Consider the following 20,829-nt stretch of genomic DNA (forward strand, 5'->3'; position numbering starts at 1 on the left):
CAATTAATCTTTTTGTTCGACTCATAAGGTTCGGCTGATATCTCAATTTTGCGATTCCGCGTGCAATTTTGCATCCTGACGCATTGCCGGCACGGCTTGCAACGATGCGCGGCATTGCTTCACTCGACGTGCGCGACGTGCACAGGAAAAGTGCGCCGATTCGCACGGAACCGGTGCACTTCTCACGGCTGCCGTCGATTCAATGCAGCTTGATCGACGGCTGGTTGCGACGCTGCAGCCAATGGCCGAACGCCTGGAGCAATGCGCGCGTCACGCCGTGCACGCTGAACAGGTGCTTGCGATACAGAAACCGGTACAGCCCGGTCGCGGCGAGACCGTCGACGATCAGCGAGCGCGAGCGCATGCCGAGCTCCGCCTGATAAACCGCGCCGGCGTGGCCGAGCGACACGACGGTGCCGGCGTCGCGGAACGTGAAGCCGGCCACCGACTTGCCGGACAGCCGCCGCGCGAAAGCCTGGCTCAAGTACACGGCCTGCTGGTGCGCGACCTGCGCACGAGGTGGCAGAAAGCCGTGCGCGCCGGTGGACGGGCAGGCCGCGCAATCGCCGAACGCGAACACGTGCGGATCGTCCGGCGTTTGCAGTGTGTCGGTCACGATCACCTGGTTCGCATTGTTGAGCGCAAGGTCGCCAATCGTCCGCAGCATTGCGGGGCCGGCCACGCCGGCGGCCCAGATCGTGATGTCGCTCGCGAGCCGCTCGCCGGTCGCGGTCACGATCGCGTCCGCGCCGACTTCCGCCACGCGCGTGCTCGTCAGCACGTCGACGTGCAACGCGACGAGCTGCGCGTGCATGCGTGCGGAGAGGCGTTCGTCGAGCACCGGCAGCACGCGCGGGCCGCCTTCGATCAGCCGGATGCGGACGTCGCGATCCGGGCTCAGCGCCTTGAAGCGATAGGCCGCGAGCTGATCGATCGCGTGCGTGAGCGCGGCGGCGAGCTCCACGCCGGTCGCGCCCGCGCCGATCACGTTGATGCAGACGGGCGGCGCGCGCCGGTCCGGCTGCCGTTCCGCCAGATGGTTGGCCTTTGCGCACGCGGCGAGGAACTTGCGGCGAAAATCCTCGGCCTGCTCGACGTTTTCGAGCGGGAGCGCATGGCGGGACGCGCCCGGCACGTTGAAGAAGTTCGTCACGCTGCCGACCGCGAGCACCAGGTCGTCGTAGTGCACGTCCCGCGGCGGCAGGATTTCCGAGCCGTCGCCGTCGCGCACGGCGCCGATCGTCGCGACGCGCCGCGCCCGGTCCACGCGCTGCAGCTCGCCCTGGACGAACTGGAAGCCGTGCCGCTTCGCCTGCGCCGCGTATTCGATCGTGTGGCTCGCCGGGTCGCGATGCCCGGAGGCCGCTTCATGCAGCAGCGGCTTCCAGAAATGCGTCGGAGAACGATCGACGAGCACGACGTTCGCCAGGCCGCGCTGCCCGACGGCGTCGCCGAGGCGCGTCGCCAGTTGCAGGCCGCCGGCGCCGCCGCCGACGATCACGATGCGCGGAACGCGCGTCGCGCGATCCGTTGCTGGGGGGAAGAGGGGCGTGGCCATGAGAGGCTCCTCGTTGTTGTCGATACGGATGACAGATTTCGAGATACGACGATATAGTTCGGCATCCGCTCAGACAATTTAATGTTTATCGCCGACCCATATGTATTCGCTTATAGGAAAGACCGCGACGTTCCGGCAGCTGAAGGCGCTGGACATGATCGCGCGGCTGGGCAGCGTGTCCCGCGCCGCGCAGGAGCTGAACCTGACGCAGCCGGCCGTGTCGCTGCAGATCCGGCTGCTGGAGGAGGCGGTCGGCGCGTCGGTGCTGCAGCGGGTGGGGCGCGGCGTGCAGCTGACCGCGGCGGGCGAGATCGTCGCGCGTTATGCGCGCGAGATCCTGCATCTGTGGAGCGAGGCGGGCGACGAGGTGGCGGCGCTGACCGGCGAGCTCGGCGGCACGCTGCGGATCGGCGCGATCACGACGGCCGAGTACCTGATCCCGCCGCTGCTCGTCAAGTTCACGGCGACGCGTCCGCACGTGAAGACGTATTTCAAGGTCGGCAACCGCGACGACATCATCCGCATGCTCGCCACGCATGAAATCGATCTCGCGGTGATGGGGAGCCCGCCGAAGGAGCTGCGCACCCACGCGGTCGAGTTCGCGAAGCATCCGATGGTGTTCGTCGCGGCGCCGGGACATCCGCTGATGCAGCGCAAGCGCGTGTCGCTGAAGGATCTCGAATCGGCGCACCTGCTGGTGCGCGAGCGCGGCGCCGGCACCCGCACGACCGTGGAGAGCCTGTTCAAGTCGTCAGGGTTCAAGTTTCATGTGGGCTCCGAACTGTCGAGCAACGAGGCAATCAAGCAGATGGCCGAGGCCGGGCTCGGCGTCGCGTTCCTGTCGCTGCATGCGTGCGCGCTCGAATTGCGCACGGGGCTGTTGGGCCAGCTGCCGTATCCCGGCAATCCGATCGAGCGCGAATGGGTCGTGGTGACGCTGGCCGACCGGCGGATCTCGCAGGTGACCGGGCTGTTCCGCGATTTCCTGATCAAGCAGGGCGCGCCCGTCATCGACGGCGCGACGGCGGCGCCGCACGAGCGGCGCCGCAAGTGACGGGCGTGGTCACGCCGGATCAGGCCCCCGCAGGGTTCCACCGGCGATACCGCTGCGTCAGCCTGCGCGTGCGGAGCTGGTCGAGCACGAGGCTCAGGACCGCCGAGTAGCGACGCCGCGGACGCTGTCCCGCCCCGATCGCGCGCAGGCTGCGCTTGACGAGCGCCATCGTGGCCAGGCCGGCGGCGCCCTTGTCGCGCCAGTTGACCTGCACGACGGGCGCGTCGATCGCCTGACCGTCGCGCCAGCGCTTCGGCAGGTCCGGGACGGACGCCAGCGCGGTCGCCATGCCGGCCACCGCGACGCCTTGCTCGAGCACCGCTTCCGCGACGGGCTGCCGGCGAATGCCGCCGGTCGTCATCACCGGCATCCGGGCGATCGCGGCGATGTCGCGCGCGAACGTGAGGAAATAGGCTTCGCGCGCGAGCGTGCGGCCGTCCGCGGTGCGGCCCTGCATCGCCGGGCTTTCGTAGCTGCCGCCGGACAGTTCGACGAGATCGACCGGCAATGCGTTGAGCTGCAGCACGATCTGCTTCGCGTCGTCCTCGGAAAACCCGCCGCGCTGGAAATCCGCGGAATTGAGCTTGACCGCGACGCTGAACGCGGCGCCGACCCGCGCGCGCACCGCGCTCACGACCGACATCAGCAGCCGCGCGCGGTTTTCCGGCGAGCCGCCCCAGTCGTCCTGGCGCCGGTTGGTCAGCGGCGACAGGAACTGCGAGATCAGGTAGCCGTGCGCCGCATGGATCTGCACGCCGTCGAATCCGGCCGCCTCGGCCGCCGCCGCGGTGTCGGCGAAGCGCTCGATCACCTCGTGGATCTCGGCTTCGGTCATCTCGCGCGGCGTCGCGATCAGCTTGCTGTGCCGGCCGAGGTCGACCGGCACGGCGGACGGCGCCCAGCCGTCGCGGCCCATCGCCGCCAGCACCTGCCGCCCGGGGTGGTTGATCTGCATCCATACGCGCGCGCCGTGCCGGCGCGCCGCGGCCGCCCACGCGCGGAACGGCTCGAGCGGCGTGTCGCGTTCCAGCACGACGCCGCCCGGGCCGGTCAGCGCGCGCGCGTCGATCATCACGTTGCCGGTGATCAGCAGGCCTGCGCCGCCGGCGCCCCACGCGGCGTACAGGCGGCGCAGCGCTTCGCCGGGCAACTGGCCCGGGTCGGCCATGTTTTCCTCCATCGCGGCCTTCGCGATGCGGTTGGGCAGGGTGGCGCCGTTGGGCAGCGTCAGCGGGGCAAAGAGCGGTGTCGTCATCGGAAGACCTGTTCGATAGGCTTGATGCGCCTATACTAAGTTTCAAGTCAACTTGAAGGTCAAGAGCGCTATGAAGATCGGGGAATTGGCCGCACGGACCGGCATGACGACGTCCGCCATCCGCTTCTACGAACAGAGCGGCCTGTTGCCGCCGGCCGGCCGCGGCGCGAACGGCTACCGGATCTACGACGAGGCCGCGGCGGAGCGGCTGCGGCAGATCCAGCTCGCGCAGCGGCTCGGTTTCTCGCTGGACGAAATGCGCGGCGTCGCCGAGGACATGGACGCGTTCGCGAAGGAGGGCCTGCTCGCGCGCATCGACGAGCGGTTGCGCGAGATCGACGCGCTGCGCGTCAAGCTGGACGGGCAGCGCCGGGAGTTGCAGCGGATTCGCGACACCCTTCAGGCCGAATGGGAAGCGGGGCGGTGCCTCAAGGTGGACGCGCTGCAAGCGGATGCGCCGGAGGCCGCCGCGAAGGGCCGGCGCGCCCGGCGGGCCGCGCCTGCGCAGGATTTCGGCGGGCGCAGGAAAGCGGCCGACAATCCGTAGCGCGTCGCGCCCGGGCCGCGCGGCGCGAATCAGTCCGCGATCGGCGAGCAGGTCGGCTACGGCGACCTGAGCACGTTCCGGCAGTTGTTCAAGCGCAAGACCGGGCTGTCGCCGCGCAAGTACCAGCGCCGGTTCGCGCAATCGCTCGAGCCCGGCGTGGACGACGGTGCCGTCGATCGTCCGGCGGGTCGGTGACGGACCTCAAACGATCCCGAAGTCGTCGTTGCTGTCCGGAATCGAATTCAGCAACGATTCGAACCATCGCCAGCCGACGATGCCGAGCACGAAGGCGCCGGCTGCGGCGAATGCCGAGCGGGCGGCCCGGGAACGGGAAACGTTGCGCGGTTCCTTCCGCAACGACGCGGGCGACAGCGGGCCGGCGAACGCCGTTCGCCGCGAGCAGCAGGATTGCATGGCGGTCTCCGGAAGGATCGAATGCCCCGATCGTAGCGAGCCGATCGCGAGCCCGCGCGCATGCAAGGATCGGCGCGAACAGAAACGGATGATCGTTTTCGCGTCGACGCCCGCATTCGACGCCCGCATTCGACGCGCGCGGCCGACGGCAAGCGCGCCGGCCGAAACGGCGTCACAATGCGCATTCGATTCGCGACTTGAGAAGAGGATGCGATGAGCAATGCGACTCCGGCCGCGCACCCGGACCACGGCGTGCCGGTCATCCTGCGTTCCAGCGCCGAACGCGGCTGGCAAGGCTTCGGCGCGGCGCTGCTGGGCATTCGCGCGGGCACCCACCGGATTCCGGCGGCCGACTATCACCGGGTCGGCGTGCACGTCGGCGCGCCGGTGCGCGCGCACTGCGTGTGCGATGGGAGCCGGTCCGCGCGCATCCAGGCGCACGGCGACGCCGACGTGATCCCGGCCGGGCTGCCCGGCCAGTGGACCGACGACGGCGACTGCCGGATCCTGCGCATTTCGATCAGCGACGCGTTCGCGCGCGCGACCTTCGACCAGCTCGAACTCAAGCCGTCGCAGGCGCAGATCCGCCGGCGCATGCAGGTGCGCGACCCGCGCCTGCAGCACATCGCGTGGGCGCTGTCCGCCGAGCTGGAAGCGGACGACGCATCGGACCCGCTCTACGCGGAAAGCCTGTGCACGGCGCTGGTCGCGCGGCTCGTCGACGCCGCGCCGGCGTTTCGCGACAGGCGGCGCGCGCTTGCGCCGAAGGCTGCCGCGCGCGTGATCGACTACATCGAGGGCAACCTCGAGCGGCGGCTGACGCTGTCCGAACTCGCCGCGCTGGTGGCGATCAGCGTGCCGCATTTCAAGGTGCTGTTTCGCGAGACGCTCGGCATGCCCGTGCATCAGTACGTCGTGCAGCGCCGCGTCGAGCGCGCGAAGGCGCTGCTGCTCGAAGGCCGGCTCAGCATCAGCCAGGTCGCGCTCGAAGCGGGATTCGCGCACCCGAGCCACATGGCGAACTGGATGAACCGCCTGCTCGGCGCGACGCCGCGCGAGATCGCCCGCTCGGCGGCGAACGCGACGCAGCCCGCCCGGCCCCAGCGACGCCAGCCGGGCACCGGCGGGATCGCGCCGAGGCTGCCGCCGAATTGATGGAAGGACAGGTAGAGGCCGATCGCCGTCGATCGCGCGTCCGGCGGCCGCGAGCACGAGGTCGCGCGGCCCGCGACGCGCATCAGCGCGCGAGCCCCTTCTGCACATACCACGATAGCGGCAGCGTCAGCAGCAGGAGCGCCGCCAGCGCGATCAGCGCGGCGGGAACGCCGGCGACGTCGCCGAGGCGCCCGAACACCACGGGCGCCAGCGCGCCGCCGCCGATGGTGCCCGTGTAGAACAGCGCGAACGCCTGGTCGCGCCGGCCGGCGCCCGCCAGTTCCGGCACGACGCCGTACAGCACCGACGACGTGCCGTTCAGCGCGAGCCCGAGCAGCGGCAGCATCGCCATCATCGCGACGAGCGGCGCGAACACCGCGAAGAGGATCAGCAGCGACGTCGCGGATTCGGTCAGCCACACCGTCTTCATCATGCCGATGCGCGCGCCCAGGTAGCCGCAGAGCAGCTTGCCGAAGGCGCCGCCGACGAACAGCAGCGTCAGCGCGAGGCCGATGCCGGCGGTGCTGGCGCCCTTGCTCTTCAGCAGGAACGGCAGGAACGTGAGAAACCCCATCCGCACCGCGCTGTCGAGGGTGCCGGTGGCCAGCAGCGCCCGCAGGCCGGCGGGCGAGCCGGCGCCGGCCGCCGCGCCTGGCGCTGCCTTGCGTGCGGCACGTGCCGCGTGTTGCGCTGGAATCAGCCACGCCATCAGCACCGCCGACACCACGCCGAGCAGGCCGATCAGCGTCGCGCTGGTGCGCCACGTCACGACCGTCAGCAGCAGGCCGATCAGCCCCGGGATCAGCGTCTTGCCGATGTCGCCCGAGAAGTTGTATTGCGACAGCGCCTCCTTGACGCCGCCGCCGGCCTCGTATGCATCGGTGACCATCGACGACGCGAGCGGGTGCTGGGTGCTCGCGCCGAGCCCGCCCAGCACGAGCGCAATCAGCAGCGCCGCGAGCCCGCCGGCCTGGCCGGCGACCAGGTACGCGAGGCCGGCGAGCGCGGTGCCGCCGACCAGCAGGCGCTTGCGTCCCCAGCGGCCGGCCGCGCGGCTCGCGAGCAACTGGAAGCCGGCCATCATGCCGGAATAGGCGCCGCGCAGCAGGCCGACCTGCGCGTAGTTGATGCCGAATTGCGCCTGCCAGATCGGTAGCAGCACGTAGATGACGTCCGTCAGCCCGTCGTGCACCGCGTGCGCGCCGCATGCGGCCCATAGCGAGCGGCGGCGCGTGGACGCGTCGCCCGCGTCCGGTGCGCCGAGAGAGTGGCCGTTGGTCAGTTCGCTCATCGTTGTTCTTGTGCTGCGGGTCGGAAGCGGGTGATTAAATCAGAATGCAACGGGAATGAACAGCGAGCAGTTTTCTGCTGCACGCCGACGCCGTCATCCTTGCGTGCTCGTTTCATCCGCGCATGCGCGCCGGCGCGGCCGCGCGTGCCGATAATCGCCGCACATCCACCAACGGGAGCGAATCGTGTTCGTGATCTTCGGCGCATCAGGCAACGTCGGCCATGCCACCGCCACGGCGCTGCGCCATGCGGGCCATCCCGTGCGCGCGGTCGTGCGTGACGCGCGTCATCGCGAGCGGCTCGCGCGCATCGGCTGCGACGTCGTGCTCGCCGACCTGACCGACGAGCGGTCGGTCGCCGCGGCGCTCGACGGCGCGCGCGGCGTGCAGATGCTGTGCCCGGTGCCTGCCGCCGACGCCGACCCCGCGGCGACGATGCGGCGGATGATCGACGTCGCGGCCGCGGCGCTCGCCGCGAATCCGCCGCCGGTGCTGCTGGCGCTGTCGGACTACGGCGCGGAGCTGGACATCGACACCGGCATCACGAGCCTGTTCCATGAATTGGAGGAACGGATGAAGCCGATCGCCACGCGCCTGACGCTGCTGCGTTCCGCGGAGCACCTGCAGAACTGGGCGCGGGTCATGCCGGTCGCGCTGGCGACGGGCGTCCTGCCGAGCCTGCACCATCCGGTCGACAAGCAGTTTCCGGCCGTTTCGGCGCCGGACGTCGGCGCGGTCGCGGCGGAACTGCTGCTCGATGATCCGAGGGCCGGCGGACCGCGCGTCGTCAGCGTCGAAGGGCCGCGGCGCGTCAGCGCGCGCGACGTTGCCGATGCGCTCGGCCAGGCGGCCGGCCGGACGATCGTCGCGCGCGCTGCCGCGCGACGCATGGGCCGCGACGCTGCGGCGCGCAGGCCTCAGTGAACGTCATGCGCGCCTGATCACCGATCTCTACGACGTGCACAACGCCGGGCTGATCGACGTCGAGCACGGTGCGACCGAGCGACGCTTCGGCGGGACCGGGCCGGGCGATGCGCTCGCGGCGCTGGCGGCCAGCGCCGCGCGCTGAGCGACGCGCACGAAGCCTGTCAGGTGCTGACCTGCGGATGCCCGTCGACGACCGCGACGCGCACGCCACCGCCGCCGGACAGCGACGCCGTGCCTGCCGGAAACGGATGCACGGGCGCATCGGTCGGCCGCCACGCATGGCGCGTCAACAATGCCCGGTAGCCGCCGCGGATCACGAAGCCGCCGCACTTGTCCGCATACGCGTCGCGCCGCATCCGGTACGCGCGCGGCAGGTCGTACCACGGCAGCTTCGGCAGGTCGTGATGCACGAGGTGGTAGTTGTTGTTCAGGTACAGGAGCCGCATCGCGAAGCCGGCCTCGTTGATCGCGATGCGCGCCTTCGGATCGCGGGCGGCGCGATGCTCGTACAGCGAGCGGATCATCGCGATCGAGTGCGCGGGCCAAGTGACCGCGAGCAGGTAGTACCACCACGGCACGCCGATCGCGAACTGCAGCCACGCGAGCAGCGCGACCACGCACGCGACGTGCGCGGTCCACATCGGCAGATAGCGCAGGTCACCGTGCCGAAACGCCGCGAACGACGCGGCGAACATCGCGGCGACGCTCGCCGGCGGGCCGACCACGAGCCGCCCGATGAAGGTCTTGCGTGCGACCCACAGCGCGCGGCGCCAGCGCGGCAGCGCTTCCCATTGCCGGGGCGACAGGTAGTTCGTTTCCGGATCGACGCCGGGCACGGTGAGGTCTTCGTCGCGATGATGGTCGAGATGCGTGTCGCGATACAACGTGTACGGATACCAGACCGACAGCGGCGGATAGCCGAGCAGCTGGTTCACGCGCGCCGAGCGCGTCGGATGGCCGTGCAGCAGTTCATGCTGCAGCGACAGGTGCCACGCGCACAGCAGGATCAGCGGCGGCGTCGCGGCGGCGAGCGGCAACGCGCCCGCGCGCACCTGCAGCAGTACGCCGAGCCAGCCGCCGTAGATGACGGCGATCAGAAGCCAGGTCGGCCATTCGGTGCGGGCGGTGAAACGGGCGTCGAGCGCCGCGATCGCGCGCGCGTGATCGACGTCGAAGTATTCAGCCATGTTTCACTTTAACCACGCGAAGCCGGCCGGCCAATCAATGGATTCGCATTTGCTTATCTCGGGCGCCGGGACAAACGATCCTGCGTAGAATGCGCGGATGAGCCGCTGGATCGCCGGACTGCCGATGTACAACGTGACGCCGCGCCACGCCGCGCTGTGGCGCGCGCTGCTGCGCGACGCGCTCGACGCCTTCGCGCACGCGGGCGGGCCGGCCGGCGTCGCGCTGTGCGACGAACCGTTCGGCGAGCTGCCGTCCTTCTGGCGCCGCGACGATCTGCTGCTGTCGCAGACCTGCGGGTATCCGTACCGGATGCTCGGGCTCGGCGATGCCGTGCGCCTGATCGCGACGCCCGCTTTCGACGTGGAAGGTTGTGAAGGCGCGCATTATCGCAGCGTGCTCGTCGTGTCGGCGCGCGCGCACGCGCGCGGCGCGACGACGCTCGCCGCGTGCCGCGGCCTGCGTGCCGCATACAACGGCGACGATTCGCACAGCGGGATGAACGCGTTCCGGCATGCGGTCGCGCCGCATGCGCGCGGCGGGCGCTTCTTCGCGTCGGCGGCGCCGTTCGGTTCGCATCTGAACGTGCTGCGTGCGCTGGGAGAGAACGAAGCGGACTGCGCGGCGATCGATTGCGTGACGTTCGCCTACGTGCGCGACGCGCTGCCCGGCCTGCTGCACGGCGTGCGCGCGATCGGCCTGACCGCGCCGGCGCCGGGCCTGCCGCTGATCGCGTCGCGCGCGCTCGGCGCTGCGCAGGCGATGCTGCTGCGCGACGCGCTTGATTATGCCGTCGCGGTTGATGCCGAGCGCGCGCGCGTGCTGCGGTTGCGCGGGTTCGAGCGCCTCGCGCCGGATGACTACGCGGCGATCGAACGGTTCGCGACCGAGGCCGCGGCGCTCGGCTACCCGGCGCTGGGTTGAAGCAGCCCGCCCGGCGTCACTCGTCCATCAGCCGGACCTTCACTCGCTTGCCCTTGATCTTGCCCGCGTTGAGCTTGCGCAGCGCGTCGCGCGCGATGCCGCGCTCGACCGCGACGTACGTCGAGAACTCGGTCACGTTGATCTTGCCGATCTGCGCGCCGCTGAAGCCCGCGTCGCCCGTCAGCGCGCCCAGCACGTCGCCGGGACGGATCTTGTCCTTGCGGCCGCCGAGGATCTGCAGCGTTTCCATCGGCGGCAGCAGCGGTTCGTTGGCGTCGGCCTTCAGCTCGGCGAGCGGATGCCATTCGACTTCGCGCTTCAGCGCCTGCTCGATGCCGCCGACGCGCCCCATCTCGTCCATGCTCGCGAGGCTCAGCGCCCAGCCGTCCTGGTCCGCGCGGCCCGTGCGGCCGATGCGGTGCACGTGCACTTCGGGATCGGGCGTCACGTCGACGTTGATTACCGCCTCGAGCTGCGCGATGTCGAGGCCGCGCGCGGCGACGTCGGTCGCGACCAGCACCGAGCAGCTGCGGTTCGCGAACTGGATCAGCACCTGGTCGCGCTCGCGCTGATCGAGCTCGCCGTGCAGCGCGAGCGCGTGGAAGCCCTGCGCGTGCAGCACGTCGAGCAGGTCGCGGCATTGCTGCTTCGTGTTGCAGAACGCGATCGTGCTGACCGGGCGATAGTGGTTCAGCAGCAGGCCGACCGCATGCAGCCGCTCGTCTTCCGTCACTTCGTAGAAGCGCTGGCGGATCTTGCTGTCGTCGTGTCGCTCCGCGAGCTTCACTTCCTTCGGATTGCGCAGGAACTGCTGGCTCAGCTTCGCGATGCCGTCCGGGTACGTGGCGGAGAACAGCAGCGTCTGGCGCGTCGGCGGGCATTGCCGCGCGACCTTCGCGATGTCGTCGAAGAAGCCCATGTCGAGCATCCGGTCCGCCTCGTCGAGCACCAGCGTGTTCAGCGCGTCGAGCGCGAGGTTGCCGCGGTCGAGGTGGTCCATGATGCGGCCCGGCGTGCCGACGACGATGTGCGCGCCGTGTTCGAGGCTCTGCGTCTGCGGGCGCATCGGCGTGCCGCCGCACAGCGTCAGCACCTTCACGTTTTCCTCGGCGCGCGCGAGGCGGCGCACTTCCTGCGCGACCTGGTCGGCGAGCTCGCGCGTCGGGCACAGCACCATCGCCTGCACGTCGAAGCGGCGCGCGTCGAGGCGCGCCAGCAGCGCGAGCGAGAACGCGGCGGTCTTGCCGCTGCCGGTCTTCGCCTGTGCGATCAGGTCGTGGCCGGCCAGCGCGATCGGCAGGCTCGCGGCCTGGATCGGCGTCATGTCGGCATAGCCGAGCTGCGCGAGATTGGCGAGCGTGGCGGGCGTCAGCGGCAGCGTGCTGAACGGCGTGGCGGTCGGTTGGCTCATGTCAGGACAGGTCTCCGAGGTAAGGGCGGCCTTCCATCTGTTCGTAGACGACGGTGCCGTCTTCGGCTTCGAAGCGCTCGAGATAATTGCGCGCGCCGCACAGCGGGCAGCGGAACAGCAGCCCCTGGCCTTCGTCCTTGATGACGACGTCGGATTCTTCCCACTGCGTGCCGCAGCTCTGGTTTCGGCAGGTAAACACGGTCATTCTCCAGCTGAATTCGGTTGGGCGCCCCGGCGTGTCGGGTGAGGGCGCCGGTATTGCGCGGTCGTGGCGCGCGGCGTCCGCGTGAAAGGGCGGGGCGCGGTGCGGCCGTTCGCGTGATGGCTCGTCGGGGTGGATGATGGATCGGGGCGCGATCGCAGAATCGCGCGTGGCGCAATTCTAGCGGATACCGCGCGTGCCGCGAACGTGCGCGAGACGAGGCGGCAGGGGCGCGGCCCGCACAAGTAAAAACGGCCATCCTCGCGGATGGCCGTTCGAATCACGCATGGTGCCGCTCAGCGCATCAGAGCGCCATGTCGTTCGCGGCTTTCGCGGGCCGCGCCGGTGCGTCCGGCGCCGCGTGCGCCGGCGCGGTGACGTCGATCTTCGGCGGCGGCGACAACTGCAGCACGTCGCTCGTGTAGGCCCACTCTTCAGCGACCTTCGCCGGGTTGCCGTTCAGCTTCGTGCCGTAGCTCGGCACGATCTGGCGGATCTTCTGCTGCCATGCCGGCGTCGCGACCTTGTCCTTGAACACCTTCTCGAGCAGGCTCAGCATGATCGGCGCGGCGGTCGACGCGCCCGGCGATGCGCCGAGCAGGCCCGCGATGCTGCCGTCCTGCGCGCTGACGATCTCGGTGCCGAGCTTCAGCACGCCGCCCTTCACCGGGTCGCGCTTGATGATCTGCACGCGCTGGCCGGCCTGCCACAGGCGCCAGTCTTCCTTCTTCGCGTTCGGGAAGTATTCCTTCAGCGCGTTGAAGCGGTCGTCGTCGGACAGCATCAGCTGGCCGGCCAGGTATTCGACGAGCGGGAATTCGTCGACGCCCACGCGCATCATCGGCATCACGTTGTGCGTGTTGGTGCTGGTCAGCAGGTCGAAGTACGAGCCGTTCTTCAGGAACTTGGTCGAGAACGTCGCGAACGGTCCGAACAGGATGATCTTCTTGCCGTCGATGATCCGCGTGTCGAGGTGCGGCACCGACATCGGCGGCGAGCCGACCGACGCCTTGCCGTATGCCTTCGCGAGGTGCTGCTTCACGACTTCCGGGTTGTCCGTCACGAGGAACGAGCCGCCGACCGGGAATGCGCCGTAGTCCTTCGCTTCCGGAATGCCCGATGCCTGCAGCAGGTGCAGCGCGCCGCCGCCCGCGCCGATGAACACGAACTTCGCGTCGACGTCCTGCGGCGCTTCGTTCGAGTGCAGCTTGACCCACGACACGTGCCACGTGCCGTCGGCGTTGCGCTTGATCTCGCGCACTTCGCTCGACAGCGACAGCGAGAAGTTCGGCTGGCGCTGCAGGTAGCCGACGAACTGGCGGGTGATCTCGCCGAAGTTCACGTCGGTGCCGATCGGCGTCCACGTGGCCGCGACCTTCTGCTTGCGGTCGCGGCCTTCCATCATCAGCGGCACCCACTGCTTGATCTGGTCGTAGTCTTCCGAGTACTGCATCCCGCGGAACAGCGGGCTCGCCTGCAGCGCTTCATAGCGCTTCTTCAGGTAGCGGACGTTGTCGTCGCCCCACACGAAGCTCATGTGCGGCGTCGAATTGATGAACGAGCGCGGGTTCTTCAGCACGCCCTGCTTTACTTGCCATGCCCAGAACTGGCGCGAGATCTGGAACGATTCGTTGATCTGGACGGCCTTCGAGATGTCGATCTTGCCGTCCGGCTTCTCCGGCGTGTAGTTGAGCTCGGCGAGCGCCGAGTGCCCGGTGCCCGCGTTGTTCCAGCCGTTCGAGCTTTCCTGCGCGACGCCGTCGAGGCGCTCGACCATCATCATCGACCAGTCCGGCTGAAGCTCGTGCAGCCAGACGCCGAGCGTCGAGCTCATGATGCCGCCGCCCACCAGCAGGACGTCGACCTTCTTCGTATCCGCCGCATGCGCGGACGACGCGGCTACGCACAGCGCGAGCCCTGACAGCATTACCCGTAACGTTTTGATCACAGCAGATCCCTTTTCAACTTGGATGCATCGGTTTGCCACGCCGTCCGGCCGGGGCGATACACGCATCCGGATATCCGGATCGCGAATCCGGGATTCCGGATTGGCGCGGGCGGACGTTGCATTTGCGCACGCGAAGCCGGTGCGAAGGAGACCTTCGGAGCGACTCGCGGCAGGCACGCAATCACCTGCGTCGCGTGGGCGCGCATTGCGCCGAGGCCCTTGCGGCAAGCCTGAGCGGTTGGGGTTTCAGGCTGCGGCGGAACGGGCCGCACGCGACGCTTTCGCCGGGGGCGGGGTGGCAAGGGGCGCGTAATATAACCGAACTCGATTGCCGTGTCGCACGCGGAAAATAGCCTTGTTTTCGTGGGGTTTTTTGCGTGTCCGGGTTTCCGGAATGGGGGCTCGGGCAGGTAGGGATTCGACGTGACGGAGAGGGTGTCGCGGCCGATTTTCCGGCCGCATTCGGGGACGGATGCGCAACCTGCTTACTTGCCTGAACCACTCCCGCAAAACTGGGCGAACCCTTCCGCCGAATTCGCGAAGCCCTTCTGCTTCGCGAGCTCCCACGGCCGCTCGCACTGCCTGGTCTGTTCGCACCATGCATAGCCGGCCGAGCCGATGCAGCCGTGCGCATCGCGGTCGGCGCCGACGATCGGTGCGGACGCCTGCGCAGGCGGAGTCGGTTGTGCAGCACATGCGCTCAATGCGAACACGATTGCTGCTGCCAGCGAGACTGACGGGATGAAACGCTTCATAGGTTTGTGCTCCGTGAAATGAGGATTGGTGTCGTGACGCCGCCGCTCATTCCTCCGGCACCGGCACGCGCGACGAAAACTTCACCTCGCGCAGCGCGAGGCTCGACTGAATCGACGAGACGCCGGCCTGCTTCCTGAGCACGTGTTCGACGAATTCCGCGTACGCGTCGAGATCCGTCGCGACGACCTGCAGGATGTAGTCGGCCGCACCCGTGATCTTGTGGCACGACAGCACTTCGTCGTGACGCCGCATCACGTTCTCGAAGTGATCGGAATCCTTGTCCGAGTGCATGTTGAACGTGACGAGCACGAACGCGAACACGTTCATGCCGAGCGCGCGCCGGTCGAGGTTGGCCTGATAGCCGGTGATCACGCCTTCGTCCTCGAGCCGCTTGCGCCGCCGCCAGCAGGGCGTGACGCTCAGCGACAGCTTCTCGCCGAGCGTCGCGTTCGACAGCGCACCGTCTTCCTGCAGCAGGCGCAGCATCGCGCGGTCGACGCCGTCCAGTTCAGCCGAAGCGCGATTTTTGCTCATTTTCGAGATTCCGTAGGCGGATTTCTCAAAAGTGTACGAAAGGCGCAAGCGGAAAGCAAAGCTATTGCCGTGCGCCGTCAATAAACTGTTGCTCGCCCTCATCGCAACGGTCAACCATGCTCACGATCTACAGCAGCGATCATCAACTGCATCGCGGCGTCGAACTGAAGGACGGCGCGATCACCGATTCGTTCGAAAACCCGCAACGCGCCGAAACGGTGCTCGCGCAAGTCAGGGCCGCCGGCCTCGGCGACGTGATCGCGCCGAAGCCGTTCGACCGTGCGAGCTACGCCGGCGCACACAGCCGGCGCTATGTCGATTTCCTCGCGGGTGCGTGGGACGAATGGCGCGCGACCGGCCGCACCTGCCAGGCGCTGCCGCTCGTGTGGCCGGTGCGTGCGATGCCGGCCGCCGCGACGCCGCCCGCGTTCATCGACGGCAAGCTCGGCTACTACGCGATGGACGCGGGCGCGCCGATCAACGCCGGCACGTGGAGCGCGGTGAGCGCAAGCGCGAACTCGGCGCTGACGGGCGCCGACCTGCTATCCAATGGCGCACCCGGCGCACGCGCGGCGTTCGCGCTGTGCCGTCCGCCCGGCCACCATGCGGGCCGCGAATACATGGGCGGCTACTGCTACCTGAACAACGCGGCGATCGCGGCCCAGCACGCGATCGCGCGCGGCGCGGCGCGCGTTGCCGTGCTCGACGTCGATTTCCACCACGGCAACGGCACGCAGGACATCTTCTACGACCGGCCGGACGTGCTGTTCGTGTCGATCCACGGCAAGCCGTCGGTGTCGTACCCGTACTTCTCCGGCTACGCGGACGAGCGCGGCACGGGCGCCGGCGTCGGCTTCAACCTGAACCTGCCGCTGCCGAAGGGCACGCTCTGGAGCACGTACGACGAAGCGCTCGGCCGCGCCGCGACGGCGATCGCGGCGCATGCGCCCGACATGCTCGTCGTGTCGCTCGGCGTCGACACGTTCGAGCACGACCCGATCAGCCACTTCCGCCTGCGCTCGCAGGACTACCTGCGGATCGGCGAGGCGCTCGCGCGCCTGAACCTGCCGACGCTGTTCGTGATGGAAGGCGGCTACATGGTCGACGAGATCGGCATCAACGCAGTGAACGTGCTGCTCGGGTTCGAAGGCCGCGCGTGATCGTTCTGCGCTGACGGATTCAAAGGCGGTCCCCAACTGCCGCAAACGCCGCTGTGACCTGCGCGCTGTCCGCGCACGCGGACGAAATCGTGCGCATCGGTCACGTGGCGCCGCTGACCGGCGCGATCGCGCACCTCGGCAAGGACAGCGAGAACGGGCGGGGAAGAAGGTGCTGCTCGCCATCGTCCGGATGTGATTCGTTGGCGTGGAAATGTCACCGCCTTCGGCGTGAGCGGAAGCGGCGCTGGCGTTTCCAATAAGAAAAATCGTGGCACCATGTGTAGACCCATGTCTAACACGAATCCTGGAGCCACGATGGACTACGGCGTATTGCTGTCGATGGTCGAACGCGAAGGCGCGCGGCACGGCCCCGCGCGGATGTCGCAGCAGCATCGGCTGTACGCGTGCCTGCGCACCGCGATTCTCGACGGGCGGATCGCGGAAGGCGCGCGCCTCGCGCCGTCGCGCACGCTGGCGGACGAACTCGGCATCGCGCGCAATTCGGTGCTGTACGCGTATGAGCGGCTGGCCGCGGAAGGCTTCGTGATCGGCACGCGGCAGGGCACGGTGGTCGCGCGCGTGGGGCTGCGTCGTCCGCCGGTCGAGACGGCCGGCGCGGGCGGCGATGCCGTGCGGTTGTCGCGGCGCGTCGCGCACGTCGTGCGCGCGGCCGACGGCATCGACGAATCGCTGCCGTTCGTGCCCGGCACGCCCGCGCTCGACGAATTCCCGCTCGCGCAATGGCGGCGCTGCGTCGAGCGCGCATGGCGCGAGGCCGGGCCCGTGCAGCTCGGCTACCAGTCCCCGGCGGGCGACGCGACGCTGCGCGAGGCGATCGCCGGCTACCTGCGCGTGTCGCGCGGCGTGCGCTGCGGCGCGGAGCAGATCGTCGTCACCGACGGCACGCAGAACGGGCTGGACCTGTGCGCCCGCGCGCTGGCCGATGCGGGCGACACCGCATGGATCGAGAACCCCGGCTATCACGGCGCGCGCAATGCGTTCCTGGCCGCTGACCTGCGCGTCGCGCCGATCGGCGTCGATGCCGAAGGGCTGGCGCCGCGCGCGGAGGACTGGCGCGATCGCCCGCCGAAGCTGATCTACATCACGCCGTCGCATCAGTATCCGCTCGGCGCGGTGATGAGCCTCGAGCGGCGGCTCGCGCTGGTCGCGCAGGCGCGCGCGGCCGGCGCGTGGATCGTCGAGGACGACTACGACAGCGAGTTCCGTCATCACGGCGCGCCGCTCGCGGCGGTGCAGGGCCTCGCCGACGACGCGCCGGTGGTCTATCTCGGCACCTTCAGCAAGGTGATGTTTCCGGCGCTGCGGATCGGCTTCCTGGTCGCGCCGCCGGCGCTCGCGCGTGCGCTGCGCGAGACGGCCGGCGCGCTGATGCTGCACGGGCGCGCGGTCGAGCAGCGGGCGCTGGCGGACTTCATCGAGGCCGGGCACTTCACGCGCCACCTGCGGCGCATGCGCCGGCTGTATGACGAGCGGCGCGCCGCGCTGCAGGATGCGCTCGAGCGGCATCTGCGCGCGTACCTGACGGTGTCGGGCGGGGCCGGCGGCATGCACCTGTCCGCGCGGCTCGACGTGCCGGTGGCGGATGTCGAGCTCAGCCGCGTCGCGCAGCGGCACGGGCTGATCCTGCGCCCGCTGTCGACGTTCTGCATGCCGGGCACCGAGCTGGGCTACAACGGTCTCGTGCTCGGATACGGCGGCGTGCCGGCCGCGCAGATGGACCGGCTCGCGCGGCGGATCGGCGACATGATCGCGCTCGCGGCGGCGGGCTGACGAGACCGGTCGCGCCTGCACGCCGCGCCCTTTCCTGGCCGGCGTCGCGCGCGATGGGCCGACGGGGAAATCAGAAGGCCGCGACGTTCGCCAGGCGAGCGAACGTGTGGCCGCTCACCAGTTCGACGATGGTCTGTGTCGACACGCTCGTCGGCAGCGACGCGACGGCGGACGGCTCGAACCAGCTGCAATGCGCGATCTCGTTGCGGGCACGGGGCATGGCGCCGGGTGCGACGTCGGCGACGAACACGTGGTGCAGCTTCGCCAGTCCGCCGAACTGGAACGCGTAGGCGACCGGCAGGTTCACCAGTCCCGTTTCCTCCCACAATTCGCGATGCGCGGCCGCGAGCGGCGATTCGCGGCGCTTGACCATGCCGCCCGGCAACGACCAGCGGGACGGCCTGCGCGCGACGAGCAGGATGCGCGTGCCTTGCCGGCACACGATGGTCGCGCGTTCCCGGATGATGGCGGCGGCGTCGGGGCGGAAGCTCATGATTGCTGCGGGGCGATCGATGCGGACTGCGATGGACGACAGCGGCAATCATGACACGCCTTGGCGTCGCGTAGTGACGAAATGACGGTGCCGGATCCGTTACCGGAAGGAAAGAATCGCCGCGTGCTGAAGCCCGGCGGCGCTGGCGATCGTGTCGCCGCGCGTGCGGTTGTTCCAGTGGATCAAGGCGCGGCCTTTGGACTGATACGACTCCCGGATGCGCATGCCGCTTTGCCCGTCGTCGATTGCAAACATTTTGTCATTTAGCTAATATTCAAAACGTTCAACGCAGCCGATCGAGCATCCATGGACGACGTAACCCGCATCAGCGCCCTTGCCAATGAAAGCCGGCTCGCCGTCATGCGCTGGCTCAAGAACCCGAGCAAGCATTTCCCGCCGCAGGTGCATGCCGACATCGACGAAGTCGGCGTGTGCTGCACGTTCATCACCGAGAAGCTCGGCATCGCGCCGGCGACGACCACCCGTCACATGCAGATCCTCGCGGATGCCGGCCTGGTGCGCGCGACCCGGCTCGGGAAATTCACCTATTACAAGCGGATCGACGCCGCGCTGAAGCGGCTGAGCCGCGATCTGTCGCAACTCTGAGAGAACCCACATGGATGAACTTGCCCTGCTGGCGGACGCGGACCGGCGCGCGCACGCCTATCTGACGTCGGTGGATACGCGCCGCGTGTTTCCGGATGCCGCCGCGCTGGCGAATCTGGCCGCCTTCGACGAGCCGCTACCCGAACGCGGGAAGCCGGCCGACGACGTGCTCCGGCTGCTCGACGGCGCCGGTTCGCCCGCGACCGTCGCGTCGAACGGCCCGAACTACTTCGGCTTCGTGATCGGCGCCGCACTGCCGGCCGCCGCGGCGGCCGAGCGCCTGATGCTCGCGTGGGACCAGTGCGCGTCGTCGTTCGACAACTCGCCGGTGGCTGCGACGATCGAACGGCAGGCGGCGCGCTGGGTCGTCGATGCGCTCGATCTGCCGCGCGACAGCGCGGTCGGCTTCGGCACCAGCGCGACCGCGTGCACGCTCGTCGCGATCGCCGCCGCGCGGCGCGCGCTGCTCGCGCGCAAGGGGTGGGACTTCGAGGGCGACGGCCTGATCGGCGCGCCGGAGGTCAAGGTGGTGATTTCGGCGCTCGCGCACATCACGGTCAAGAAGGCGCTGCGAGTGCTCGGCTTCGGGATGAAGCGCATCGTCGTCGCGCCGGTGGACGCGCACGGGCGCATCGACCCCGATCGCCTGCCGCCGCTCGACGACATGACGATCTTCTGCATGCAGGCCGGCGAAGTGAACACCGGCGAATTCGATCCGTTCGCCGTGCTGATTCCGCGCGCGAAGGCGGCGGGCGCGTGGGTGCACGTCGACGGCGCGTTCGGCCTGTGGGCGCGCGCGTCGTCGAAGGCGGCGCTGACCGACGGCATCGACGGCGCGGACAGCTGGACGACCGACGGCCACAAGTGGCTCAACACGCCGTACGACGGCGCGATGGTGATCTGCCGGGACGCCGACGCGCTCGCCGTTGCGATGAACGCCGCCGCTGTGTATTCGAGCGCAGAACGGGACGCGCAGATGAATCTCAACCTCGAGTTCTCGCGACGCGCACGCGGCATCCCGATCTGGGCCGCGTTGCGCGCGCTCGGCCGCGACGGCGTCGCCGCGATGATCGACCGGCATTGTGCGCTGGCGTCGCGCGTCGCGACGGGCCTGCGTGCGGCCGGCTACGACGTGCTGAGCCGGGTCGTGCTCAACCAGGTGCTGGTGCGCGCCGCTACGGACGCGCAGACCGTTGCGATCCGCGAGGCCGCGCAGGCGTCGGGCGAGGTGTGGTTCGGCCCGACCGTGTGGCAGGGGCGGCCGGCGTTCCGGATCAGCGTGTCGTCGTGGCGCACGGAGGAAGCGCACGTTGATCGGCTCGTTGATTTGCTGGCAGGGTTGTACGAGCGGCACGCGGCGTAAGCCGGGCGGGTGCACGGCGGGCGGGCCGAACGTCCGTCCGCCGTGCTGCCGGTCGGCCGACGCCGGCCATCGGAGTTTCGCCAACACGCACAGTCCCGCTATTAATCAAGGTCTCGCGCAATTCGTAATAATTGATCTCCCGGTTCAATTCGATGGATTATATTTTTCGGGAATTAATGAATATCGATCGGAACTGGTGCCACCCTCAATCGTCATAACAATAAATTATTTGTCCACCTTCGGCTCGCTGCTAGTCT

21 protein-coding genes and 2 pseudogenes are annotated in these 20,829 nt (G+C 69.1%); 11 read left to right on the plus strand and 12 right to left on the minus strand.

All coding sequences use genetic code 11. The features are described 5' to 3' along the window. Window positions 1-199: 199 nt before the first annotated feature. Window positions 200-1,558: an NAD(P)/FAD-dependent oxidoreductase gene (locus KY49_RS23895; protein ID WP_042586982.1), complete on the minus strand. Its 1,359-nt coding sequence runs from the start codon at window positions 1,556-1,558 to the stop codon at window positions 200-202. A gap of 100 nt (window positions 1,559-1,658) precedes the next feature. Between KY49_RS23895 and KY49_RS23900 the strand changes: the two genes are divergently transcribed. After that, entirely contained in the window at window positions 1,659-2,612 is a 954-nt protein-coding gene (locus tag KY49_RS23900; protein WP_042586983.1) for a LysR family transcriptional regulator, read from the plus strand. Between the two features lie 19 nt (window positions 2,613-2,631). On the opposite strand, the gene KY49_RS23905 is transcribed toward KY49_RS23900, so the two are convergent. Continuing rightward, window positions 2,632-3,867 carry an NADH:flavin oxidoreductase/NADH oxidase family protein gene (locus KY49_RS23905; RefSeq protein WP_042586984.1) on the minus strand — a complete coding sequence of 412 codons (1,236 nt, stop codon included), beginning with the start codon at window positions 3,865-3,867 and terminating at the stop codon, window positions 2,632-2,634. A 70-nt stretch (window positions 3,868-3,937) separates the two neighbouring features. On the opposite strand from KY49_RS23905, the gene KY49_RS23910 reads away from it, so the two are divergent. Both KY49_RS23910 and KY49_RS36120 read left to right on the plus strand, forming a co-directional pair. Continuing rightward, window positions 3,938-4,414: a MerR family transcriptional regulator gene (locus tag KY49_RS23910; protein ID WP_042586985.1), complete on the plus strand. Its 477-nt coding sequence runs from the start codon at window positions 3,938-3,940 to the stop codon at window positions 4,412-4,414. 39 nt (window positions 4,415-4,453) lie between these two features. Beyond that, a complete protein-coding gene (locus KY49_RS36120; protein WP_080421914.1) occupies window positions 4,454-4,609 on the plus strand; it encodes an AraC family transcriptional regulator in 156 nt (51 codons plus the stop codon). A 6-nt stretch (window positions 4,610-4,615) separates the two neighbouring features. Here the strand turns inward: KY49_RS36120 and KY49_RS38725 are convergent, their stop codons facing one another. Further along, window positions 4,616-5,077, minus strand: coding sequence for a hypothetical protein (locus tag KY49_RS38725; protein ID WP_231636471.1), 462 nt, complete (start codon window positions 5,075-5,077; stop codon window positions 4,616-4,618). Between KY49_RS38725 and KY49_RS23920 the strand changes: the two genes are divergently transcribed. After that, complete coding sequence (locus tag KY49_RS23920) at window positions 5,042-5,983, plus strand: AraC family transcriptional regulator (RefSeq protein ID WP_042586986.1); 942 nt, start codon at window positions 5,042-5,044, stop codon at window positions 5,981-5,983. The two genes, KY49_RS38725 and KY49_RS23920, sit on opposite strands and share 36 nt — an antisense overlap. A gap of 82 nt (window positions 5,984-6,065) precedes the next feature. Here KY49_RS23920 and KY49_RS23925 read toward each other — a convergent pair whose 3' ends face one another. After that, on the minus strand, window positions 6,066-7,274 hold the full coding sequence (locus tag KY49_RS23925; protein ID WP_042586987.1) for an MFS transporter: 1,209 nt from the start codon (window positions 7,272-7,274) through the stop codon (window positions 6,066-6,068). A gap of 184 nt (window positions 7,275-7,458) precedes the next feature. Between KY49_RS23925 and KY49_RS23930 the strand changes: the two are divergent. Further along, window positions 7,459-8,341: pseudogene (locus KY49_RS23930) on the plus strand (NmrA family NAD(P)-binding protein). A 19-nt stretch (window positions 8,342-8,360) separates the two neighbouring features. Here the strand turns inward: KY49_RS23930 and KY49_RS23935 are convergent. Continuing rightward, the gene (locus tag KY49_RS23935; RefSeq protein WP_042586988.1) at window positions 8,361-9,386 is read right to left on the minus strand and encodes a fatty acid desaturase; all 1,026 of its coding nucleotides are present in this window, start codon (window positions 9,384-9,386) and stop codon (window positions 8,361-8,363) included. Window positions 9,387-9,483: 97 nt separating this feature from the next. Between KY49_RS23935 and KY49_RS23940 the strand changes: the two genes are divergently transcribed. Continuing rightward, window positions 9,484-10,308, plus strand: a complete 825-nt coding sequence (locus KY49_RS23940) for a phosphate/phosphite/phosphonate ABC transporter substrate-binding protein (RefSeq protein WP_042586989.1) — start codon at window positions 9,484-9,486, stop codon at window positions 10,306-10,308. Between the two features lie 16 nt (window positions 10,309-10,324). On the opposite strand, the gene dbpA is transcribed toward KY49_RS23940, so the two are convergent. The 5 genes from dbpA to KY49_RS23965 form a co-directional block, all read right to left on the minus strand. Then, entirely contained in the window at window positions 10,325-11,719 is a 1,395-nt protein-coding gene (gene dbpA, locus KY49_RS23945; RefSeq protein WP_042586990.1) for an ATP-dependent RNA helicase DbpA, read from the minus strand. A 1-nt stretch (window position 11,720) separates the two neighbouring features. Continuing rightward, window positions 11,721-11,918 (minus strand): hypothetical protein, encoded by a 198-nt coding sequence (locus tag KY49_RS23950; protein WP_010089753.1) that lies wholly within the window; start codon window positions 11,916-11,918, stop codon window positions 11,721-11,723. 307 nt (window positions 11,919-12,225) lie between these two features. Beyond that, complete coding sequence (gene mqo, locus KY49_RS23955; protein ID WP_042586991.1) at window positions 12,226-13,869, minus strand: malate dehydrogenase (quinone); 1,644 nt, start codon at window positions 13,867-13,869, stop codon at window positions 12,226-12,228. A 485-nt stretch (window positions 13,870-14,354) separates the two neighbouring features. Then, on the minus strand, window positions 14,355-14,624 hold the full coding sequence (locus KY49_RS23960; RefSeq protein WP_042586992.1) for a hypothetical protein: 270 nt from the start codon (window positions 14,622-14,624) through the stop codon (window positions 14,355-14,357). Window positions 14,625-14,670: 46 nt separating this feature from the next. Next, window positions 14,671-15,159: an Lrp/AsnC family transcriptional regulator gene (locus KY49_RS23965; protein ID WP_010089756.1), complete on the minus strand. Its 489-nt coding sequence runs from the start codon at window positions 15,157-15,159 to the stop codon at window positions 14,671-14,673. Window positions 15,160-15,275: 116 nt separating this feature from the next. Between KY49_RS23965 and KY49_RS23970 the strand changes: the two genes are divergently transcribed. The 3 genes and pseudogenes from KY49_RS23970 to pdxR all read left to right on the plus strand — a co-directional run bounded on the left by KY49_RS23970 (window position 15,276) and on the right by pdxR (window position 18,110). After that, window positions 15,276-16,319: a histone deacetylase family protein gene (locus tag KY49_RS23970; protein ID WP_042586993.1), complete on the plus strand. Its 1,044-nt coding sequence runs from the start codon at window positions 15,276-15,278 to the stop codon at window positions 16,317-16,319. Between the two features lie 17 nt (window positions 16,320-16,336). After that, a pseudogene (locus KY49_RS38730) lies at window positions 16,337-16,477 on the plus strand (branched-chain amino acid ABC transporter substrate-binding protein); the annotation flags it as partial. A gap of 157 nt (window positions 16,478-16,634) precedes the next feature. Further along, entirely contained in the window at window positions 16,635-18,110 is a 1,476-nt protein-coding gene (gene pdxR, locus KY49_RS23975; protein WP_042586994.1) for a MocR-like pyridoxine biosynthesis transcription factor PdxR, read from the plus strand. A 70-nt stretch (window positions 18,111-18,180) separates the two neighbouring features. Here the strand turns inward: pdxR and KY49_RS23980 are convergent, their stop codons facing one another. Next, entirely contained in the window at window positions 18,181-18,603 is a 423-nt protein-coding gene (locus KY49_RS23980) for an NUDIX hydrolase (RefSeq protein ID WP_042586995.1), read from the minus strand. 99 nt (window positions 18,604-18,702) lie between these two features. Beyond that, window positions 18,703-18,858, minus strand: coding sequence for a hypothetical protein (locus tag KY49_RS37595; protein ID WP_156162590.1), 156 nt, complete (start codon window positions 18,856-18,858; stop codon window positions 18,703-18,705). Window positions 18,859-18,909: 51 nt separating this feature from the next. Here KY49_RS37595 and KY49_RS23985 point away from each other — a divergent pair, with 51 nt between their 5' ends. Next, on the plus strand, window positions 18,910-19,209 hold the full coding sequence (locus KY49_RS23985) for an ArsR/SmtB family transcription factor (RefSeq protein WP_042586996.1): 300 nt from the start codon (window positions 18,910-18,912) through the stop codon (window positions 19,207-19,209). Window positions 19,210-19,219: 10 nt separating this feature from the next. After that, entirely contained in the window at window positions 19,220-20,572 is a 1,353-nt protein-coding gene (locus KY49_RS23990; RefSeq protein ID WP_042586997.1) for a pyridoxal phosphate-dependent decarboxylase family protein, read from the plus strand. Window positions 20,573-20,829: the final 257 nt, after the last annotated feature.

It is taken from the genome of Burkholderia sp. MSHR3999, from assembly GCF_000833595.1.
Taxonomy (GTDB): domain Bacteria; phylum Pseudomonadota; class Gammaproteobacteria; order Burkholderiales; family Burkholderiaceae; genus Burkholderia; species Burkholderia ubonensis.

Bases quoted from the DNA above. Each gene is read 5' to 3' on its own strand.
- KY49_RS23990 (WP_042586997.1), top strand. From the start codon at position 19,220: ATGGATGAACTTGCCCTGCTGGCGGACGCGGACCGGCGCGCGCACGCC.
- KY49_RS23895 (WP_042586982.1), bottom strand. From the start codon at position 1,558: ATGGCCACGCCCCTCTTCCCCCCAGCAACGGATCGCGCGACGCGCGTT.
- KY49_RS23970 (WP_042586993.1), top strand. From the start codon at position 15,276: ATGCTCACGATCTACAGCAGCGATCATCAACTGCATCGCGGCGTCGAA.
- pdxR (WP_042586994.1), top strand. From the start codon at position 16,635: ATGGACTACGGCGTATTGCTGTCGATGGTCGAACGCGAAGGCGCGCGG.
- KY49_RS23980 (WP_042586995.1), bottom strand. From the start codon at position 18,603: ATGAGCTTCCGCCCCGACGCCGCCGCCATCATCCGGGAACGCGCGACC.
- dbpA (WP_042586990.1), bottom strand. From the start codon at position 11,719: ATGAGCCAACCGACCGCCACGCCGTTCAGCACGCTGCCGCTGACGCCC.
- KY49_RS23940 (WP_042586989.1), top strand. From the start codon at position 9,484: ATGAGCCGCTGGATCGCCGGACTGCCGATGTACAACGTGACGCCGCGC.
- KY49_RS23905 (WP_042586984.1), bottom strand. From the start codon at position 3,867: ATGACGACACCGCTCTTTGCCCCGCTGACGCTGCCCAACGGCGCCACC.
- KY49_RS23985 (WP_042586996.1), top strand. From the start codon at position 18,910: ATGGACGACGTAACCCGCATCAGCGCCCTTGCCAATGAAAGCCGGCTC.
- KY49_RS23900 (WP_042586983.1), top strand. From the start codon at position 1,659: ATGTATTCGCTTATAGGAAAGACCGCGACGTTCCGGCAGCTGAAGGCG.
- KY49_RS23910 (WP_042586985.1), top strand. From the start codon at position 3,938: ATGAAGATCGGGGAATTGGCCGCACGGACCGGCATGACGACGTCCGCC.
- KY49_RS23935 (WP_042586988.1), bottom strand. From the start codon at position 9,386: ATGGCTGAATACTTCGACGTCGATCACGCGCGCGCGATCGCGGCGCTC.
- KY49_RS37595 (WP_156162590.1), bottom strand. From the start codon at position 18,858: ATGTTTGCAATCGACGACGGGCAAAGCGGCATGCGCATCCGGGAGTCG.
- KY49_RS23960 (WP_042586992.1), bottom strand. From the start codon at position 14,624: ATGAAGCGTTTCATCCCGTCAGTCTCGCTGGCAGCAGCAATCGTGTTC.
- KY49_RS23965 (WP_010089756.1), bottom strand. From the start codon at position 15,159: ATGAGCAAAAATCGCGCTTCGGCTGAACTGGACGGCGTCGACCGCGCG.
- KY49_RS23925 (WP_042586987.1), bottom strand. From the start codon at position 7,274: ATGAGCGAACTGACCAACGGCCACTCTCTCGGCGCACCGGACGCGGGC.
- KY49_RS23920 (WP_042586986.1), top strand. From the start codon at position 5,042: ATGAGCAATGCGACTCCGGCCGCGCACCCGGACCACGGCGTGCCGGTC.